At 52.6% G+C, this 16,449-nt stretch carries 17 protein-coding genes; 13 read left to right on the top strand and 4 right to left on the bottom strand.

The genetic code is table 11. The annotated features are described in order from the left end of the window. Positions 1-126 precede the first annotated feature (126 nt). On the bottom strand, positions 127-1,008 hold the full coding sequence (locus tag HMPREF1246_RS06460; protein ID WP_016459708.1) for a YitT family protein: 882 nt from the start codon (positions 1,006-1,008) through the stop codon (positions 127-129). A gap of 258 nt (positions 1,009-1,266) precedes the next feature. Here HMPREF1246_RS06460 and ispE point away from each other — a divergent pair, with 258 nt between their 5' ends. From ispE to pth, 7 genes are all read left to right on the top strand, one after another. Beyond that, complete coding sequence (ispE, locus tag HMPREF1246_RS06455) at positions 1,267-2,133, top strand: 4-(cytidine 5'-diphospho)-2-C-methyl-D-erythritol kinase (RefSeq protein ID WP_035224488.1); 867 nt, start codon at positions 1,267-1,269, stop codon at positions 2,131-2,133. Continuing rightward, positions 2,126-2,830: a GntR family transcriptional regulator gene (locus HMPREF1246_RS06450; RefSeq protein ID WP_009015498.1), complete on the top strand. Its 705-nt coding sequence runs from the start codon at positions 2,126-2,128 to the stop codon at positions 2,828-2,830. The genes ispE and HMPREF1246_RS06450 overlap by 8 nt, the downstream gene beginning before the upstream one ends. A gap of 45 nt (positions 2,831-2,875) precedes the next feature. Further along, positions 2,876-3,688: a pur operon repressor gene (gene purR, locus HMPREF1246_RS06445; protein WP_021737057.1), complete on the top strand. Its 813-nt coding sequence runs from the start codon at positions 2,876-2,878 to the stop codon at positions 3,686-3,688. A gap of 54 nt (positions 3,689-3,742) precedes the next feature. Beyond that, on the top strand, positions 3,743-4,957 hold the full coding sequence (gene ilvA, locus HMPREF1246_RS06440) for a threonine ammonia-lyase (protein WP_009015496.1): 1,215 nt from the start codon (positions 3,743-3,745) through the stop codon (positions 4,955-4,957). Between the two features lie 41 nt (positions 4,958-4,998). Then, positions 4,999-6,369: a bifunctional UDP-N-acetylglucosamine diphosphorylase/glucosamine-1-phosphate N-acetyltransferase GlmU gene (gene glmU, locus HMPREF1246_RS06435; protein WP_009015495.1), complete on the top strand. Its 1,371-nt coding sequence runs from the start codon at positions 4,999-5,001 to the stop codon at positions 6,367-6,369. An 86-nt stretch (positions 6,370-6,455) separates the two neighbouring features. Beyond that, entirely contained in the window at positions 6,456-7,421 is a 966-nt protein-coding gene (locus HMPREF1246_RS06430) for a ribose-phosphate pyrophosphokinase (RefSeq protein WP_014128199.1), read from the top strand. Between the two features lie 86 nt (positions 7,422-7,507). Next, positions 7,508-8,101, top strand: a complete 594-nt coding sequence (gene pth, locus HMPREF1246_RS06425; RefSeq protein WP_227077592.1) for an aminoacyl-tRNA hydrolase — start codon at positions 7,508-7,510, stop codon at positions 8,099-8,101. A gap of 44 nt (positions 8,102-8,145) precedes the next feature. Here the strand turns inward: pth and sdaAA are convergent, their stop codons facing one another. The 3 genes from sdaAA to HMPREF1246_RS06410 form a co-directional block, all read right to left on the bottom strand. Next, a complete protein-coding gene (gene sdaAA / locus HMPREF1246_RS06420) occupies positions 8,146-9,036 on the bottom strand; it encodes an L-serine ammonia-lyase, iron-sulfur-dependent, subunit alpha (protein WP_021737061.1) in 891 nt (296 codons plus the stop codon). Positions 9,037-9,059: 23 nt separating this feature from the next. Then, positions 9,060-9,728: an L-serine ammonia-lyase, iron-sulfur-dependent subunit beta gene (gene sdaAB, locus HMPREF1246_RS06415; RefSeq protein ID WP_014128201.1), complete on the bottom strand. Its 669-nt coding sequence runs from the start codon at positions 9,726-9,728 to the stop codon at positions 9,060-9,062. Between the two features lie 107 nt (positions 9,729-9,835). Then, a complete protein-coding gene (locus HMPREF1246_RS06410; protein ID WP_009015491.1) occupies positions 9,836-11,026 on the bottom strand; it encodes a dicarboxylate/amino acid:cation symporter in 1,191 nt (396 codons plus the stop codon). A 171-nt stretch (positions 11,027-11,197) separates the two neighbouring features. Here HMPREF1246_RS06410 and HMPREF1246_RS06405 point away from each other — a divergent pair, with 171 nt between their 5' ends. The 6 genes from HMPREF1246_RS06405 to HMPREF1246_RS06380 all read left to right on the top strand — a co-directional run bounded on the left by HMPREF1246_RS06405 (position 11,198) and on the right by HMPREF1246_RS06380 (position 16,404). Beyond that, positions 11,198-12,079: a LysR family transcriptional regulator gene (locus tag HMPREF1246_RS06405; RefSeq protein WP_021737036.1), complete on the top strand. Its 882-nt coding sequence runs from the start codon at positions 11,198-11,200 to the stop codon at positions 12,077-12,079. Between the two features lie 105 nt (positions 12,080-12,184). Next, entirely contained in the window at positions 12,185-12,391 is a 207-nt protein-coding gene (gene rpmE / locus HMPREF1246_RS06400; RefSeq protein ID WP_009015489.1) for a 50S ribosomal protein L31, read from the top strand. A 60-nt stretch (positions 12,392-12,451) separates the two neighbouring features. Next, positions 12,452-13,333 carry a DUF1385 domain-containing protein gene (locus HMPREF1246_RS06395; RefSeq protein ID WP_021737055.1) on the top strand — a complete coding sequence of 294 codons (882 nt, stop codon included), beginning with the start codon at positions 12,452-12,454 and terminating at the stop codon, positions 13,331-13,333. Between the two features lie 14 nt (positions 13,334-13,347). Further along, complete coding sequence (prfA, locus tag HMPREF1246_RS06390) at positions 13,348-14,427, top strand: peptide chain release factor 1 (protein WP_021737015.1); 1,080 nt, start codon at positions 13,348-13,350, stop codon at positions 14,425-14,427. Further along, positions 14,427-15,320, top strand: coding sequence for a peptide chain release factor N(5)-glutamine methyltransferase (gene prmC, locus HMPREF1246_RS06385; protein ID WP_016459705.1), 894 nt, complete (start codon positions 14,427-14,429; stop codon positions 15,318-15,320). Before prfA ends, prmC begins: the two co-directional genes overlap by 1 nt. Continuing rightward, positions 15,289-16,404: an L-threonylcarbamoyladenylate synthase gene (locus HMPREF1246_RS06380; protein ID WP_014128203.1), complete on the top strand. Its 1,116-nt coding sequence runs from the start codon at positions 15,289-15,291 to the stop codon at positions 16,402-16,404. Before prmC ends, HMPREF1246_RS06380 begins: the two co-directional genes overlap by 32 nt. Positions 16,405-16,449: the final 45 nt, after the last annotated feature.

The following is a 16,449-nucleotide window of genomic DNA, read 5'->3' as shown; positions in this document are numbered from 1 at the left end:
CCCTTGACATAACGGCTCTGGCACGGTGCTCCAGCATGGGACGTCCTAAAAACGCCCTAACGGGAAAAACGGCTTTCCATAGGCTCTTTTACCTATGGAAAGCTGTTTTTCTTTGGCTGACTTTCTTTATGCGTGCTTTTCTTTTTCACCTTCTGCTGGCGGCAGGTAGACATCGGGCTGGGTGAAGCCCCGTCCAAAGACATCGTTTGCGTCTTGGACGAGGACAAAGGCAGCAGGGTCGACGCGCTCGATGAGTTTCAGCAGGTGTCCCAACTGGCGAATCTTTACGACGACAAGAAGGATTTCCTTGTCTTTTCCCGTATAGCCGCCGGCCCCTTTGAGAATGGTAATGCCTCGGTTCACTTCACTGATGACCAGCTTGCGGATCGTATCAGGCTGCTGGGTGATGATGAGCACACTTTTTTTGTAGTCAAAGCCCACCATGGCGACGTTTGTGGCCTTAAAGCAGAGGAAGAACAGGACGAGGCTGTAGAGGACCGGTTCAAGGCCGACAAAGTAGAGGGCGCAAGTAACGACAATGGCATTGAAGATAAAGTTGGTTGTACTGATTCCAATGTTGTAGAATTTCTTGGCAATGAACCCTAGGATATCGACGCCGCCCGTCGATCCATCCACACGGTAGACCAAAGCCGCACCAATGCCTTCAAGGGCTCCGCCAGCAATACAGGTAAGAAGGGGATCTGTGACATAGGTTGTGTGGGAGAGGAAGGCCGTCCCATCAAGGAAGATGGAAAAGAGCGCGGTTCCAATGAGGCTATCCACGAGGAATTTGCGGCTCATGAATTTATAGGCCATGTAAAAGAGCGGCACGTTGAGCAGAAAGCTTGTGACGCCCATGGGAAAGCCTGCAATATAGTAAATCAGCATGGCAAGACCTGCAATCCCTCCGGAAAGGAAATGGTGCTGGACGAGGAAAACGTTGATGGCAAGGGCCATGATGAAACAGCCCAGGGCAAAATGGAGATACTTGATGATGTGTTTTTTCATGGAGGTCACCTTCTTTGTTTGATCAGGAACGGGCACAGGAAAGGATGGATGCATCTTAAGTCCGTGCTTATCCCATCCATTCAGTTTTGCTTTTTCGCTGCTTGTCCTATTCTATCATGTTTTCATGTACTTTGACAGATGGACATTTTGAACAAGAACGTTTTTTGAAAATATTCTTGCGAATGTTCACAATTTACTTGTTTTTATTGCCGTTTCACGGTACAATGAATACAAAATACAAAGAGGTGGAAAGTGAACATGAAGGAATTCGCCCCTGGCAAGATCAACCTGGCCCTGCGCGTTGGAAAGCGCCGTGCCGATGGGTTTCATGATGTCGATATGGTCATGCAGAGTATCTCCCTTGCGGACACGATTACGCTGGAAGAAGCTCCTACCCTTACCTTGACCATAGATAGCTCAGCCTTGCCTTGTGATGAACGCAATCTGGCTTACCAAGCAGCCCTTGTTTTTGAAAAATGGACAAAAATAAAGCCGGCGGTTCACATCCACATCCAAAAACGCATTTATCTTGCTGCCGGTCTTGCTGGCGGCAGTGCAGATGCAGCAGGGGTCCTGCGCATCCTCAACCGGTACTATGGAAAGCCCCTTACAAGGGGGCAATTGGAAGAAGCGGCTGCTGAAATTGGCAGTGACGTTCCTTTCTGTATTGCCGGTGGGACGCAGCGCGCCCTTGGAAGAGGGGAATTGATGAGACCGCTGCCTCCGTCACCTACGCTCTGGATGGTCCTTGCCAAACCAGCGGCCCTAGGGGTTTCGACGGCAGAGGTCTATCGCGCCTTGGACGGCGTAAAGGACCGGAAAGAAACGGATACCGATGCCTGTGTGGCCGCACTCGAGCACCACGACACGAAGGCCCTTCTTTCTGCGCTCAATAATGACCTGGAAGCGGTTACCTTGGAAAAGGTTCCCTTTCTGGTTGCCTTGAAAGAGGCGATGCTTCGTCTAGGTGCGGAAAAGGCCATGATGAGCGGCAGCGGCCCTACCGTCTTTGGTCTTGTAAAAGATGAAGAAACGGCATGCCGACTGAAGGAAAAGCTCCGGGAAACTTTTTCCCAGGACCTGCTTCTGGATGTGGCTTGTACGGAGGAGGAGTATTATGGTTAAACATTTGAGGCAGATTCCCCTGGATACTTATAAACCGCTTCGGGAAGTGGTCATTGAAAATATCAGGGATGCCATCTTGAGCGGGGATTTTCCCGCCGGGATGCGTCTGACGGAACTGCAGCTTGCTGACGAAATGGGGGTCAGCCGGACCCCAATCCGGGAAGCCATCCGCAACTTGGAACAGGAAGGCCTTGTGGTCATGATTCCGCGGCGCGGTGCTTACGTTGCCGACGTATCAATCCATGACATCAATGAAGTCTATGAGATTCGTACGGCCCTTGAAACCTTGGCGGCAGGGCTTGCGGCAGAGCGCATCGAGGATTCTGAAATCGAGGAAATGGATAAATATCTCATTGCCACAAGGACGTATGTGAGCCGTCTTGACTATGCAAAAATCGTTGAAATGGATACGGCTTTCCATGATGTCATCTATAAGGCCAGCCGCAATAAACGCTGCATGAACATCATCAGCACCCTTCGGCAGCAGATCACAAGCATCCGTGAACGGAGCATGCCTTACCCGGGCCGTCTTGACGAAATGCTTTTGGAACATCGAGCCATTGTGGATGCCATTGCCCAGCGGGACGTGGAAAAAGCCCAGATGGCCGTCAAGACCCATATGGAAAATGCGGAACGAACCTTGCTCCGCGTCATTGAAGAACAGCACCTGGTACCAACCAAGAAACACGAACCATAAAAAGAAATAAGCGCAAGTCATGCATCAGAAAGTAGAGGGGATCTTATGGCTAGAGTAAAACGTTTGGAAAGGATCGTGGCCCTGACCAAGGAACTGACGGATAAGCCTTTCCAGCTGTTTCCATTTTCCTATTTCTGCGACAAATTCACTGTCGCCAAATCCACGCTGAGTGAGGATGTGCAGACTGTTCGCAACGGTCTTGCTGCCTATGACCTTGGCATCATTGAGACGGTGGCCGGCGCCAGCGGCGGCGTCCGTTTCATTCCTTACCACACGGCCAAATCGGACAATCAGTTCTTGGGTGAGCTTTGTGAACGCCTCAATTCACCGGACCGCGTCCTGCCGGGCGGCATGATCTATATGAATGACCTCATCCTCAATCCCCAGATTGTATCGCGTCTGGGAGAAATCATCATGCAGCGCAGCATCGAACTGAAACCCCAGTACATCATGACCGTTGAAACAAAAGGCATTCCCTTGGGCCTGTCTGCTGCCAAGGCGTTCAATATTCCCATGGTCATGGCCCGCAAGGAAGCGCGTATTACGGAAGGCCCGGCCGTGAGCATCAGCTATCTGTCTGGTTCCACTAAGAAGATCCAGTCCATGTCGCTTCCTAAAAAAGCCCTGCCCCATGGGGCCCGCGTCCTTGTCATCGATGACTTCATGCGTGCCGGCGGTACAGCCAACGGCTTGTGCGAACTTGCCGAAGAAGTGGGCGCGGAAGTCGTCGGCGTCTATCTTTTCATTGCTGCCAAGGACCCTGCCAAGAAACTTGTTCGTGAATATGCATCCCTGCTGACGCTTCGGGGTGTCGATGAAACCAGTAAAGCGGTTGACATCGTTCCCGAAATGTTATAAGAATCCATCCCCATTATCCCATTCAAGATTTTCTTTTAAGGAGGAAAACCAAACATGAACGAAGCAAGTGTAACACTCAACGCCATTGAAGAAGCTAGAGCCCGTCTGAAAGGTCTGGTCCATGAGACGCCCCTTGACATGTCCCACACGATTACCACTTTGGCAGACAGGGAAACCTACCTGAAACTTGAAAATCTCCAGCGCACAGGTTCCTTCAAGATCCGCGGTGCTTCTAACTGCATCATGACTTTGAGCCCGGAACAAAAAGAGCGCGGAATCATTGCAGCCTCTGCCGGCAACCATGCCCAGGGCGTTGCCCTCGGCGGGACCATGAACGCTATCCGTTCCACGGTCGTCATGCCGGAAGCCGCCCCCCTTGCCAAGGTGCAGGCAACCAAGGGCTATGGTGCCAATGTTGTCCTCCACGGCAAGACTTTCGACGAATCCTTGGCCAAGGCCATGGAAATCCAAAAGGAAACCGGCGCTTATTTCGTTCATCCCTATGATGATCCCATGGTCATTGCCGGTCAAGGGACGGTAGGGCTTGAAATCCTTGAACAGTGCCCTGATATTGAAAACATTGTTGTTCCTGCTGGCGGCGGCGGACTGCTTTCCGGGATTGCCACGGCCGTCAAGAACAAGGCGCCCCATGTCAAGGTCTATGGCGTGCAGAGTGAAAAGGCCCCGGCCATTTATCTTGGTAAGAAGCAGAACAAATGGGTCAGTCATCCGTCGGGCAAGACCATTGCCGATGGCTGTGCTGTTGGGATGCCGGGAAAACTGACTTTTTCCTTGATCCAAAAGTATGTCGATGATATGCTTCTGGTTAAGGAAGAAGATATTGCAGCTGCCATGCTGCTTGTCCTCGAACGGGGCAAACTGGTCATGGAAGGCGCCGGTGCCATGCCGGTTGCGGCTGCCCTGCAGCATCTTATCCCTACACCGGGCAAGACGGCCCTTGTCATCAGCGGCGGCAACATTGATGTCAACACCGTTTCCCGGATTATCGAAACGGGGCTCATGCGGACGGGACGCCGCGTGAAATTAGAAACGAGAATGGCTGACCGGCCGGGCGAACTTGTAAAATTCATCAAACACCTGGAAAAAATGCAGGCTAACATCCTGTCCATCACCCACGAACGGGTGGATCGCAGCCTGCTTCTTGGTGAAACCCTCGTTTCCGTCGAACTGGAAACCAAGAACGCAGCTCATGTCAATGAGATTGAAGAAGAGCTGCGCCAAGCAGGATATACTATCGAGGTCCGCTAACAGATTTTATGCGGGCCTATCCATGAGGAGGCTATCGAACCATGTCAGAATTTGCTGCCATAATTCTTGCGGCAGGAAAGGGAACGCGGATGAAATCCAAACTCCCTAAGGTCCTACATAAATTATCGGGAAAACCCATGCTGGAACACGTCCTTGACGCAGCAGGGGAGGCCGGTGTCGATGATGAGATCGTCATTGTCGGGTTTGGCTCGGAAAAGGTCACGGAGTTCCTCGGAACCCGGGCCCGTGTGGCCATCCAGAAAGAACAGCTGGGAACGGGTCATGCCGTTCTCCAGGCGCGGGATCTTTTGGGCGGGGAAAAAGGAACGGCCCTTATCCTCTGCGGGGATACGCCCCTTTTGGAAGGCGCGGAGCTGAAGAAATTTTATGAGACGCACCTTGAAAGCGGTGCCGGCGTCAGTGTCCTTACGGCAGACGCCCCCAATCCCTTCGGCTATGGCCGCATTCTGCGTGACAGTGTAGGCCGCGTTACGGGCATCGTGGAAGAAAAGGATGCCAGTGAGGCCCAGCGGAAGATTCACGAAATCAATACGGGGATTTACTGCGTGGAAATGCCGCTGCTTTTTACCCTTCTGGAAAACTTGTCCAATGACAATGCCCAAGGGGAATATTATTTGACCGATATCTTGGCCGAATGCCTGAAACGGGGCCGCGATGTGTGCGGCATCAAGACCCAGGACTTTGACATGGTCATGGGCATCAATTCCCGCCGCCAGCTGGCTCAGGCCCAGCGCGTCATGAATGAGCGCATTGTGGGCCGTCTCATGGATGAAGGCGTCACCATCATGGATCCTTCCACGACCTTTGTGGAAAAAGGGGTCAAGGTGGGTCGTGATACGGTCCTGTATCCCTTTACCCTCCTCGAAGGAGAGACGGAAATCGGCGAGGACTGCGTCATTGGGCCCAATGTTCGCTTTACGAATGTCACCGTCGGCCATGGGTCATCCATCCAGTTTGCCTATGCTCATGACTGCCGTGTCGGAAATGGAGTGACGATGGGCTGCTTCAATCATCTGCGCCCCCATACGGTGCTTTCCGATCATGTCAAGGTCGGCAACTTTGTCGAAGTGAAAAATTCCACGGTCGGCGAAGGAAGCAAGCTGCCCCATCTTCAGTACATCGGTGACAGCGACATTGGCAGCGGTGTCAATATGGGGTGCGGCACCATCACGGTCAACTATGATGGTAAGGAAAAACACCGCACTACCATCGAGGACAACGCCTTTGTGGGCTGCAACAGCAACCTGGTGGCGCCGGTTACCGTTGGTCGGGGAAGTTATGTCGCGGCCGGCTCGACCATTACGAAGAATGTGCCGGAAGACGCACTTGCCGTAGCGCGGGGCAAACAGGTGAACCTCGAGGGTTGGGCTAAGAAGCATCGGGAAAAATGAGGTTGTTTTTGACGGCCTCCCGTTGTATACTTTACCTATTGGTAGCGTACTGATAAATTTTTTACAAAATAGTTGGGGGTATAAGAATGTTGGGTAATAAGACAGGCGATGACATGAAGATTTTCTCCGGTAACGCCAATCCGGACCTGGCACGCGAAATTGCCGCGTATCTGGGCACACAAGTAGGGGATGCCGTCATCAACCGTTTCAACAACGGCGAAGTTCAGGTCATGATCAATGAAAGTGTCCGCGGCAAGGATGTATTTGTTATCCAGCCGACCTGCGGACCCAGCGTCAATGACAATGTCATGGAACTGCTCATCATGTGCGACGCCTTCAAACGTGCCAGCGCAAGACATATTACGGCCGTTGTGCCTTTTTATGGCTATGCCCGTCAGGACCGCAAAGCCCGCGGCCGCGAACCGATTACGGCAAAACTGATGGCTGATCTGATGGCTGTTTCCGGTATTACCCGCGTTGTCACCATTGACCTGCATGCTGCCCAGATCCAAGGTTTCTTTGATATCCCTGTAGACCATATGCCTGGCGGCCCAATCCTTGCTGACTACATTAAGGAAAAAGGGTTCAGCCATGAAGACATGATTGTTGTTTCCCCGGATCTAGGGGGTGTCAGCCGTGCCCGCAAGATTGCCACGCGCCTCAACTGCGGCATTGCCATTATCGACAAGCGCCGTCCGGAACCGGGTGTGGCAGAAGTCATGAACCTCATCGGTGATGTCAAGGACAAGATCTGCATCATGGTGGATGACATTGTGGATACGGCAGGTTCCCTGACGGAAGGGGCCAAAGCCCTTGAAAAGTTCGGTGCCAAGGAAATTTATGCCTGCTGCACCCATCCCATCCTGACCGATCCGGCTCTCAGCCGCATCGCCAAGAGCAACATCAAGGAATTGATCGTTACGAACACGATTCCCCTGCCTCCGAATAAGAAACATCCGAAGATTACCCAACTTTCCGTGGCTCCTATTTTGGCGGAGACCATCCTTCGCATCTACAATCAGCTGTCCATCAGCCAGCTCTTCGAGGAGTAAGGAACGTGAGCTTTGGGGCCATTCGGGAGCTGCTGCAGCACACTCTGCAGCAGCTCCTTTTGTCACCTAAAAAGGAGGAACAGGGAGTGAAACTCGTAGTTGCCCTCGGCAATATTGGTCCGGAATATGCGATGACGCGCCATAATATTGGCTTTATGACAGCTGATATCCTGGCCCGGCGCTGGGGTATGGAAGGGGATTGGAGAAAGGCAGAACGGGCCTTTTATTTGGAAAAACGGGTCCCGGAAAAAGTGCTTCTCATCAAACCCACAACATACATGAACCTTAGCGGCGATGCCGTCCGTGATTTTGCAGGTTTCTACCATCTGCAGCCGGAAGACGTCCTAGTCATCCAGGACGATATGGACCTTCCCGTAGGGTCGCTCCGGATCCGTAAACAGGGAACATCCGGTGGCCATAATGGGCTTAAGTCCATTGAAAAGGCGCTGGGAAGTGAACACTATCCTCGCATCAAAGTGGGCATCGGCCATCCCCTGCGTGTCCAGGAAGCTGTAGTTTCCCATGTCCTGCATCGATTTGAGGGAACGGATCGGGAAACGATTGCCCAGATCCTGGAAAAGGCGGCAGACGCCGTGGAAGACTGGATGAAGGGTGCTTCTATAAACGAGCTGAGCCAAAAATACAATCAAAAAGTCAAGCGGGAGAAAAAGGCCATCTGACAAAAAAAGACCTTCCAGCGGCAGCTGGAAGGTCTTTTACGTTCTTACTCCTTATCTTTGCCAAAAACTTGTTCTTTCATGCGGCGACCGGTCGGCGTGGCAGCAAGACCGCCGCCTGCTGTTTCTCGAAGGCTGGCAGGAAGGGCATTGCCGACATTTCTCATGGCGATGATGCATTCATCAACGGGAATGCAGGAGCCGATGCCGGCAAGGGCAATATCGGCAGAGGAGAAAGCGATGACAACGCCGCCGGCGTTACGCTTTACGCAGGGAATTTCCACAAGGCCGGCGACAGGGTCGCAGACAAGGCCGAGCTGGTTGGCGATGGCAACGGCACAGGCGTCAGCACATTGTGAAGGCGTACCGCCTGATAGTTCGACCATGGCAGCGGCCGTCATGCCGGCCGCGCTGCCGCATTCTGCCTGGCAGCCGCCTTGGGCGCCGGCGATGCAGGCGTTCTTGGCGATGACCATTCCGAAGGCTGCCGCCGTGAACATGCTCATGACCACATCCTTGCGGTCCATGCCCTTATCTTCCATGAGGGTAAGGAGACAGCCAGGCATGATGCCGCAGCTGCCGGCCGTCGGCGTAGCCACGATGCGCCCCATGGAAGCGTTGCAGCCGGATACGGAAAGGGCCCGCATCATGGCGCGGCTCACAATATTGCCGGAAAGGCCGCCCTTGGTTTCCGTGCTGTATACATCCATTTTGTAGCCTTCGCCGCCGGTGAGACCGCTCGTGGACTTTTGATCCTTCTGTTTGCCAAACTGGACCGCCTCAATCATGACATCGACATCATGGTCCATCTTTGCGAAGACTTCTTCTTCCGAAAGGCCCATATCAGCAGCCTGATCGGCAAGGACGACTTCACTGATTTTTTTTTCTTCTTTTTCAGCAGCTTCCACGAGGGAAGCAATGGAATCATAACTTAACATGGTGGTTCTCCTTTACGCGGCAATTAGATGGAACGGATGAGAAAGACGTTGGTCACGTTCTTCACGGTCCGGATATCTTCAATCATGCCTTCCGGCGGCATGCCATCGATTTCAATCGTCATCATGGCAATGCCCCCTTTGACAGGACGGGAAAGCTTGAAGTTTCCAATGTTGACGTCTTTGTATTTTTGCCACATGATGTTCGTGACTTCCGCAATGACGCCCGGACGGTCGTAATGGGGGACCAGGATGGTGTTGTGTTCCCCATTGAAGTCAACGGCCATGCCATTGATGGAGTCGACACGGATATTGCCGCCGCCGATGCTGGCCCCTTGGACCACAACCGGGGTGCCGTTGACGCCCTTGACGTGGATGCGAGCTGTATTGGGATGACTGCCCGGAATCTGGGTGGGCACAAAACGATAGGTGATGCCGGCTTTATCGGCAATGGAAAAAATGTCGCGGATTTCCTCAGAATAGCTGTGGTAGCCCATGATACCTGCTAAGAGCGCCCGATCCGTGCCATGGCCCCGATAGGTCTTGGCAAAGGACCCGGACAGTTCAACCATGACTTCCTTGGGTGCTTCCTGGTTCAAGACCTTGTTGGCGACGCGGCCCAGACGGACAGCACCGGCTGTATGGGAACTGGAAGGACCGATCATGATCGGCCCGATGATGTCAAATACGTTCATAATAACCCTCCTTTAGGGTAAAAGGGAAGGGTGCCCCTTTGATCCAATGAAGCAAGACGTTGTTTCAAGATTGGAGTGGCACCCTTGGCAAAATGAAAGCGAAATGCTTATTTTTCGATCCAAGTCTTATAAACTTTATCAATGACGACGGCAATGGCGTTATCACCGGAAACGTTGCAGGCCGTGCCGAAGGAATCCTGAGTGATGTAAAGGGCAACCATGAGGGCGCAGATCGGGCCGTTGGGGTCACCCAGCTGTTTACCAAAGATCATCCAAAGGAAAGGCAGGGCCGTCATGATGGAGCCGCCAGGAGCACCCGGAGAAGCAACCATGGCAATGCCGAGAGTCATGATGAAAGGAACAACCGTGCCCAGATGGATAGGAATCTGGTTCATGAGGCAGACTGCCGTGGCACAGGCTGTGATGGTGATCATGGAACCGCACATATGGATGTTGGCGCAAAGCGGAATGACGAAGTTACGGATCTGTTCGCTGACACCGTTGGCCTTGGCGCATTCCAGGTTGACCGGAATGGTGGCGGCAGAAGACTGGGTCCCCAATGCAGTGGTATAGCCAGGAACCTGGTTCTTCATGAGCATGAAGGGGTTCTTGTGGCCGATGGTGCCGGCAACCATGAACTGAACGAAGAGCAGGATGAAGTGCATGGCGATGACCACAAGGAAGACTTTCCACAAAACGCCTAGGATAACAAAGGTTTTGCCCGATTTGGTCATATCGACGAAGGTTCCGCAGACATAAAGCGGAAGGAACGGGATGATGGCATGGGTCAGAACAGCGTCGATGATGCCGGAAAAGTCCTTTACAGTACCATAGAGGGTGTCGCCAATGGTCTTGCCTTTAAGGGCGGACAGGGATAGACCCAGGATGAAGGCGAGCACAACAGCGGAAATCGTGTCAAGGATCGGTGGAATGGAAATGGAAAAGAACGGTTCGAGAGTAACGCCTGCGACCTTGGAAAGCTGTTCCGTAACATTGCTGCTAATGAAAGAAGGAAAAAGATTGTCAGCGACGAAAAAAGAGAACGTGCCGCCAATGAGGGTGGACCCATAGGCCAAAAGGGCCGTGATGAGAAGCAGTTTGCCGGCGCCTTGGGTCAGGTCAGCAATCCCCATCGTGACATAAGCCAGGATCATCATCGGGATGACAAACTTCAGGAAGTTACTGAAGATCCCCGATAAGGTGACAACGAGGCGGCAGACCTCTGTCGGCATGTACTGCCCGATGAGGGTACCTAGGATGATACCAATGATGATTTTTGGAACAAGACCGAGTTTCATGAAATAAAATCCTCCCCTTTTGTAAATGAATCAAACTGGTTCCATCGGTCAGGAACATCACGTTTGATTTTTCTGTAATTTCACTATACTATATGGTATAATATAAATCAAATTAATAAAATTAAAATGAGCAATGAAAAAATATGAAAGCGAAAGGCGCGTGGAAATAAAATGGAACTAAGACAATTGAGGAGCTTTTTGAAAATTGTGGAATTGCAAAGTTTCTCAAAAGCAGCGAAAGATTTAGGATACTCGCAGTCCGCCCTGAGTGTACAAATTCATGGGCTGGAACAGGAACTTGGCGTGCGTCTTTTTGACCGTATGGGAAAACAGGTAGGTCTCACCCAGCCGGGGAAGGAACTTTGCCAGCGCATTGTCCCCGTGCTCCATCAATTAGAAGAGATCCGCGTCGTGATGCAGGAAAAACCGCCGGCTGAGACGCTTCACCTCGGGATGATCCAGTCCCTGTGCAAATGCAAGATGCCCAAATTGATTCAGTTCTTCGGGAAAAATTATCCCCACATGAACCTGACGATTACGCTCGACAGCCCATCCGCCCTTCTGGATAAAATGGACCATAATCAAGTGGACTTTGTCTATATCCTTGATGAAAAGGTCTACAACGTCAAATGGGAAAAGGTCCTTGAGGAAAAAGAGGACATTGTCTTTATTGGGTCCATTGATTCACCTTTGGTCTACCGAAACGAAGTGGCCCTTGAAGAACTCATTAGTCAGCCTTTCTTCCTTACAGAAAAAGAGGACAACTACCGCCGTGCCCTGGATCAATTCCTGGCGTCCAAGAATCTTGAAATCCAGCCTTTTCTGGAAGTGGGGGATACGGATTTCATCCTTGATATGGTGCAGCGCAGCATGGGCTTTACGTTCTTGCCCCGCTACGTCATGGAAAATTCCTATTATCGGGATAAACTCAAGATTGTCAACGTACCGGGCTTTCACATGCACATGTACCGCCAGCTTTTCTATCATAAGAATAAATGGCTCACCAGCGGCATGAAGACCATCCTGGACCTTGTGGAAGCGGGAAAGCTTTAAATTCCCAACAAATAATGCCTTGCGTCGCTCTTTCTTGTGTGGTACAATACTAAGGCATTAATGTCTGGATATATTGGTGTAATATGAGAAAGAGGTGTCAAAGACATGAAAGAAGGAATTCATCCTAACTATGGTGAATGCACGGTCATCTGTGGCTGTGGCAACACATTCAAGACGGGCAGCGTAAAAAAGGAACTCCGCGTAGATGTATGCTCCAAATGCCATCCGTTCTACACGGGCAAGCAGCGTGATATGTCCGCAAGAGGCCGCATCGAAAAGTTCAACAAGAGATACGGCAAGGATTCCAAATAAAAATGCGAACCGACAGCAGAGCCTTGGCTCTGCTGTATTGCTATACGGAGAAGAACCAAAATGACGAAAAAACTCAGTGTCGGCGGCCAAGCTGTCATTGAAGGGGTCATGATGAAGGGGCCGGAAAAGATGGCCGTTGCCGTGCGGCAGGCAAATGGGGAAATTGCCGTAGATGTCAAACCGGTTTCAAGTATCAGGGACCGTTATCCTTTTTTTAAGAAACCGTTTCTGCGAGGCGTCGTTTCTCTCGTTGAATCCTTGGTTGATGGAATGAAGGCCCTGTCCTATTCGGCCCAGATATCGGGTGAAGAAGAAGAAAAGCTGGACGATAAGGAAATGGCCCTTACCATTACGGTGAGCGTCCTTCTTGCCGTCCTTTTATTTGTCGTTGTACCGACCGGGGCCATGCGGCTTTTACAGGACCGCGGTGTCGGGCCTGTTGCCTTGAACCTTGTCGAGGGGTTCCTGCGTCTGGGCATTTTCCTTCTATATATAGGGGGCATTTCGCGGCAGCAAGAGATTCAGCGGGTCTTCCAATACCATGGAGCCGAGCACAAGACCATCTACACCTATGAACACGGACTCCCCCTTGTCGTGGAGAACGTGCGTCCTTTTTCGACGCTCCATCCCCGCTGCGGGACGAACTTCCTCATGATTGTCATGCTCATCAGCATCTTCATCTTTGCCTTTTTGGGCTGGCCCAGCCTTCCCGTACGGATCATGAGCCGCATTGTGCTCATGCCTGCCGTGGCGGGAATCAGTTATGAAATCATTCGCTATGCGGGCAACCATATCGAGCATCCCTGGGTACGCCGGGCCATTCTGCCGGGTCTGCTCCTGCAGAAACTGACGACAAGGGAACCGGATGACAGTCAGATTGAGGTGGCCATTGCCTCCCTCAAGGCAGTCCTGCCTCCTGACGAAAGCCATGAACAAGAATAAAGGAAGACAAAGCCATGTTTGAACATTTGGATAAACTCCAGGCCTTAGAAGACCGCTATATCGACCTGGAAGCAAAGATCAGCGATCCTTCCGTGATCAGTGACCAGGCGCAGTGGCAGAAATATACCAAGGCCCACGCAAAACTGACCGATGTGGTGGAAACCTATTGGGCCTACCAAAAATTACAGAAGACCTATGATGACGATCAGGCCCTTCTGGAAATGGGAGAGAGCGATGAGGAACTGGCGGCCATGGCCGAAATGGAAATGAAGGAACTGGCCCCGCAGCTGGAAGACTATGAAAAGCGGCTGACCATCCTCCTTCTGCCTAAAGACCCCAACGATGAAAAGAACATCATCATGGAAATCCGCGCCGGTGCCGGCGGCGATGAAGCGGCCCTTTTTGCTGGAGACCTTTTCCGCATGTACACCCGCTATGCCGAAACCAAGGGGTGGCGCGTGGAACTCATGGATTCCAGTCCTACGGGGCTTGGTGGTTTCAAAGAAGTCATCTTCATGGTGTCCGGCAGCGACGTCTACAGCCACATGAAATTTGAAAGCGGCGTCCACCGTGTCCAGCGCGTTCCCGAAACCGAAGCCCAGGGACGTATCCATACGTCGACGGCAACAGTGGCGGTCATGCCGGAAGCTGAGGAAGTGGATGTTGATATCAAGATGAGCGACATCCGCATCGACACCTACCGCGCTGGCGGTGCCGGCGGGCAGTATGTCAACAAGACGGAATCGGCTGTGCGTATGACGCATATCCCCACAGGCATCGTGGCCCAGTGCCAGGATGAAAAATCCCAGGCAAAGAACCGTGAAAAGTGTCTTCGCGTTCTTCGCTCCCGTATCTACGAGGCGGCCCAGGAAGCACAGCGCGCGGCCGAGGAAAGCGAGCGCCGCAGCCAGGTTGGAACCGGGGACCGGAGTGAACGCATCCGGACGTACAATTTCCCTCAAGGACGCGTTACGGACCATCGCATTGGCCTGACGCTCCATAAATTGACGGATGTCATGAACGGAGACTTGGATGAACTCCTAGGGGCCCTCATGACGGAAGAACAGACAAAAAAATTACAGCAGGTGAAATGATGCAGGAGATGTGGACAATCTTACGGATCCTCAATTGGACCAAGGCTTATTTTGAGGATAAAGGCATCGAGTCGCCGCGCCTTGATGCGGAACTGCTTCTTTGCGCCGTTCTTGGGATGCGGCGCATCGACCTGTATACCCATTTTGACCAGCCCTTGGAAAAAGAGGAACTGGCGGCGTATCGAGGCTACGTCATGCGCCGGGCAAAGCGGGAACCCGTGGCCTATATCCTCGGCGAGAAAGGGTTTCTCGATTATACCTTTGCCGTGACGGCTGATACGCTCATTCCTCGTCCGGAAACGGAGCTGCTTGTCGAAAAGATCCTTGCCGTGACAGCCGACGGGCCCCTTGATATCTTGGAACTCGGCGTGGGAAGCGGAGCCATTTTGATTTCCCTCCTGCTAAAGCGGAAGGAGGCTCAGGGCCTTGGCGTCGATATTTCAGAAGGGGCTGTTGCGGTCGCACGGAAGAATGCCAAGAATCTGGGCGTCACGGACCGCAGTGAAATCATCGTATCCGATCTTTTTGAAAAGGTGCCTGAAGGCCGCAAGTTTGATCTCATCGTTTCCAATCCACCCTACATTCCCAAAAAGGATCTGGCCGGCCTTTCTCCGGAAGTGCGGAAGGAACCCTTGGGCGCACTTGACGGCGGGGAAGACGGCCTTGATTTTTACCGTCGCATCGTGCGGGAAGGCATGGCTTATCTTAAGGAAGATGGCCTGTTTGCTTTTGAAGTGGGCATTGGTGAAGGCGCGGCTGCTGCAGACCTTCTTGTTCAAAACGGCTGCGGCGCGGCCCGCGTCTTTCTTGACTATGCGGGGATTGACCGCATGGTCCTAGCAGCAAAAGAGGGGACAACCTATGCAGACAAAATTATGGAAACTGGAAACTAAGCGGGACCAAGCCATAGCGGAAGCGGCCGCCTTGATCCGGAAAGGGGAAGTTGTCGCATTCCCGACGGAAACGGTCTACGGCCTTGGGGCCAATGGCCTTGACGGTATGGCATGCCGGAAAATCTTTGCCGCTAAGGGCCGTCCGGCCGATAATCCCCTGATTCTCCATATTGCCGAAAAAGAGGATATGGAGGCGCTTACAAAAGGGCTTTCGCCGATGGCCCAAGCCTTGATGGAGGCCTTTTGGCCCGGCCCAATGACCCTCATTGTGCCGAAATCGGATAAGATCCCTGATGTCGTGACAGCTGGCCTTGATACGGTGGCTGTGCGTTTTCCCAGCCATCCTGTTGCACGGGACCTGATCCGGGCGGCGGGATGCCCTATTGCAGCCCCTTCAGCCAACAAATCAGGAAAACCGAGTCCGACGACCGCTCAGGATGTGCTCCTTGATATGGACGGTATCATTGCCGGCGTCCTTGATGGCGGTGCCTGCGACATCGGTGTCGAATCGACCATCATTGACACGACGGGAAAGGATCCGGTGATCCTGCGGCCCGGCGGAATTACACGGGAAATGATCAAGATGGCCATGGGCCGCGTGGCCTTGGACCCAGGGCTTGTCAAAAAAGGGGAAACACCCAAGGCACCGGGCATGAAGTATCGGCATTATGCCCCGACCGCTCCCATGCTTCTTGTGGAAGGACCGGAAGCTTCTTTGGGCCTCATCCGCCTTGCCATCATGGCCGAAGCCCATGGTCTTCGGACCGGTGTCATTGCCTTGAAGGCGACGGTGGACCATTTCCCCAAGGGCGGCAATTTTGTCATCCATAATGGAGGGGCCACCCTTGAAGCTTACGCCGGAACGCTTTTCCATGACCTGCGCGCCTTTGACAGCGAAGGCGTGGATCTCATCCTGGGAGAAGGGGTGCGTGAGGATCAGATGGGGCTTGCCATCATGAACCGTCTGCGCAAATCGGCCGGGCATAACATCATCTGGGCCGAAGGAGGCCTTCTTTATCATCGCAGCGGCGCCGTTCCTGAATGTTTGCGAACCCTTGTCATGGAAGGGATGCCGGAAAGATGAAAGAACAGGGACGTGGGAAAAAGCACTGAATATTTCGAAAAATAA

The organism is Acidaminococcus sp. BV3L6 (genome assembly GCF_000468835.1).
Classification (GTDB): Bacteria; Bacillota; Negativicutes; order Acidaminococcales; family Acidaminococcaceae; genus Acidaminococcus; species Acidaminococcus intestini.
The sequence above is the reverse complement of the archived record's forward strand: the minus strand, read 5'-3'. Positions and strand labels throughout refer to the sequence as shown.

What these genes read in the sequence shown, in the direction of transcription:
- HMPREF1246_RS06460 (WP_016459708.1), bottom strand. Translation starts at nt 1,008, where the DNA reads ATGAAAAAACACATCATCAAGTATCTCCATTTTGCCCTGGGCTGTTTC.
- ispE (WP_035224488.1), top strand. Translation starts at nt 1,267, where the DNA reads ATGAAGGAATTCGCCCCTGGCAAGATCAACCTGGCCCTGCGCGTTGGA.
- HMPREF1246_RS06450 (WP_009015498.1), top strand. Translation starts at nt 2,126, where the DNA reads ATGGTTAAACATTTGAGGCAGATTCCCCTGGATACTTATAAACCGCTT.
- purR (WP_021737057.1), top strand. Translation starts at nt 2,876, where the DNA reads ATGGCTAGAGTAAAACGTTTGGAAAGGATCGTGGCCCTGACCAAGGAA.
- ilvA (WP_009015496.1), top strand. Translation starts at nt 3,743, where the DNA reads ATGAACGAAGCAAGTGTAACACTCAACGCCATTGAAGAAGCTAGAGCC.
- glmU (WP_009015495.1), top strand. Translation starts at nt 4,999, where the DNA reads ATGTCAGAATTTGCTGCCATAATTCTTGCGGCAGGAAAGGGAACGCGG.
- HMPREF1246_RS06430 (WP_014128199.1), top strand. Translation starts at nt 6,456, where the DNA reads ATGTTGGGTAATAAGACAGGCGATGACATGAAGATTTTCTCCGGTAAC.
- sdaAA (WP_021737061.1), bottom strand. Translation starts at nt 9,036, where the DNA reads ATGTTAAGTTATGATTCCATTGCTTCCCTCGTGGAAGCTGCTGAAAAA.
- sdaAB (WP_014128201.1), bottom strand. Translation starts at nt 9,728, where the DNA reads ATGAACGTATTTGACATCATCGGGCCGATCATGATCGGTCCTTCCAGT.
- HMPREF1246_RS06410 (WP_009015491.1), bottom strand. Translation starts at nt 11,026, where the DNA reads ATGAAACTCGGTCTTGTTCCAAAAATCATCATTGGTATCATCCTAGGT.
- HMPREF1246_RS06405 (WP_021737036.1), top strand. Translation starts at nt 11,198, where the DNA reads ATGGAACTAAGACAATTGAGGAGCTTTTTGAAAATTGTGGAATTGCAA.
- rpmE (WP_009015489.1), top strand. Translation starts at nt 12,185, where the DNA reads ATGAAAGAAGGAATTCATCCTAACTATGGTGAATGCACGGTCATCTGT.
- HMPREF1246_RS06395 (WP_021737055.1), top strand. Translation starts at nt 12,452, where the DNA reads ATGACGAAAAAACTCAGTGTCGGCGGCCAAGCTGTCATTGAAGGGGTC.
- prfA (WP_021737015.1), top strand. Translation starts at nt 13,348, where the DNA reads ATGTTTGAACATTTGGATAAACTCCAGGCCTTAGAAGACCGCTATATC.
- prmC (WP_016459705.1), top strand. Translation starts at nt 14,427, where the DNA reads ATGCAGGAGATGTGGACAATCTTACGGATCCTCAATTGGACCAAGGCT.
- HMPREF1246_RS06380 (WP_014128203.1), top strand. Translation starts at nt 15,289, where the DNA reads ATGCAGACAAAATTATGGAAACTGGAAACTAAGCGGGACCAAGCCATA.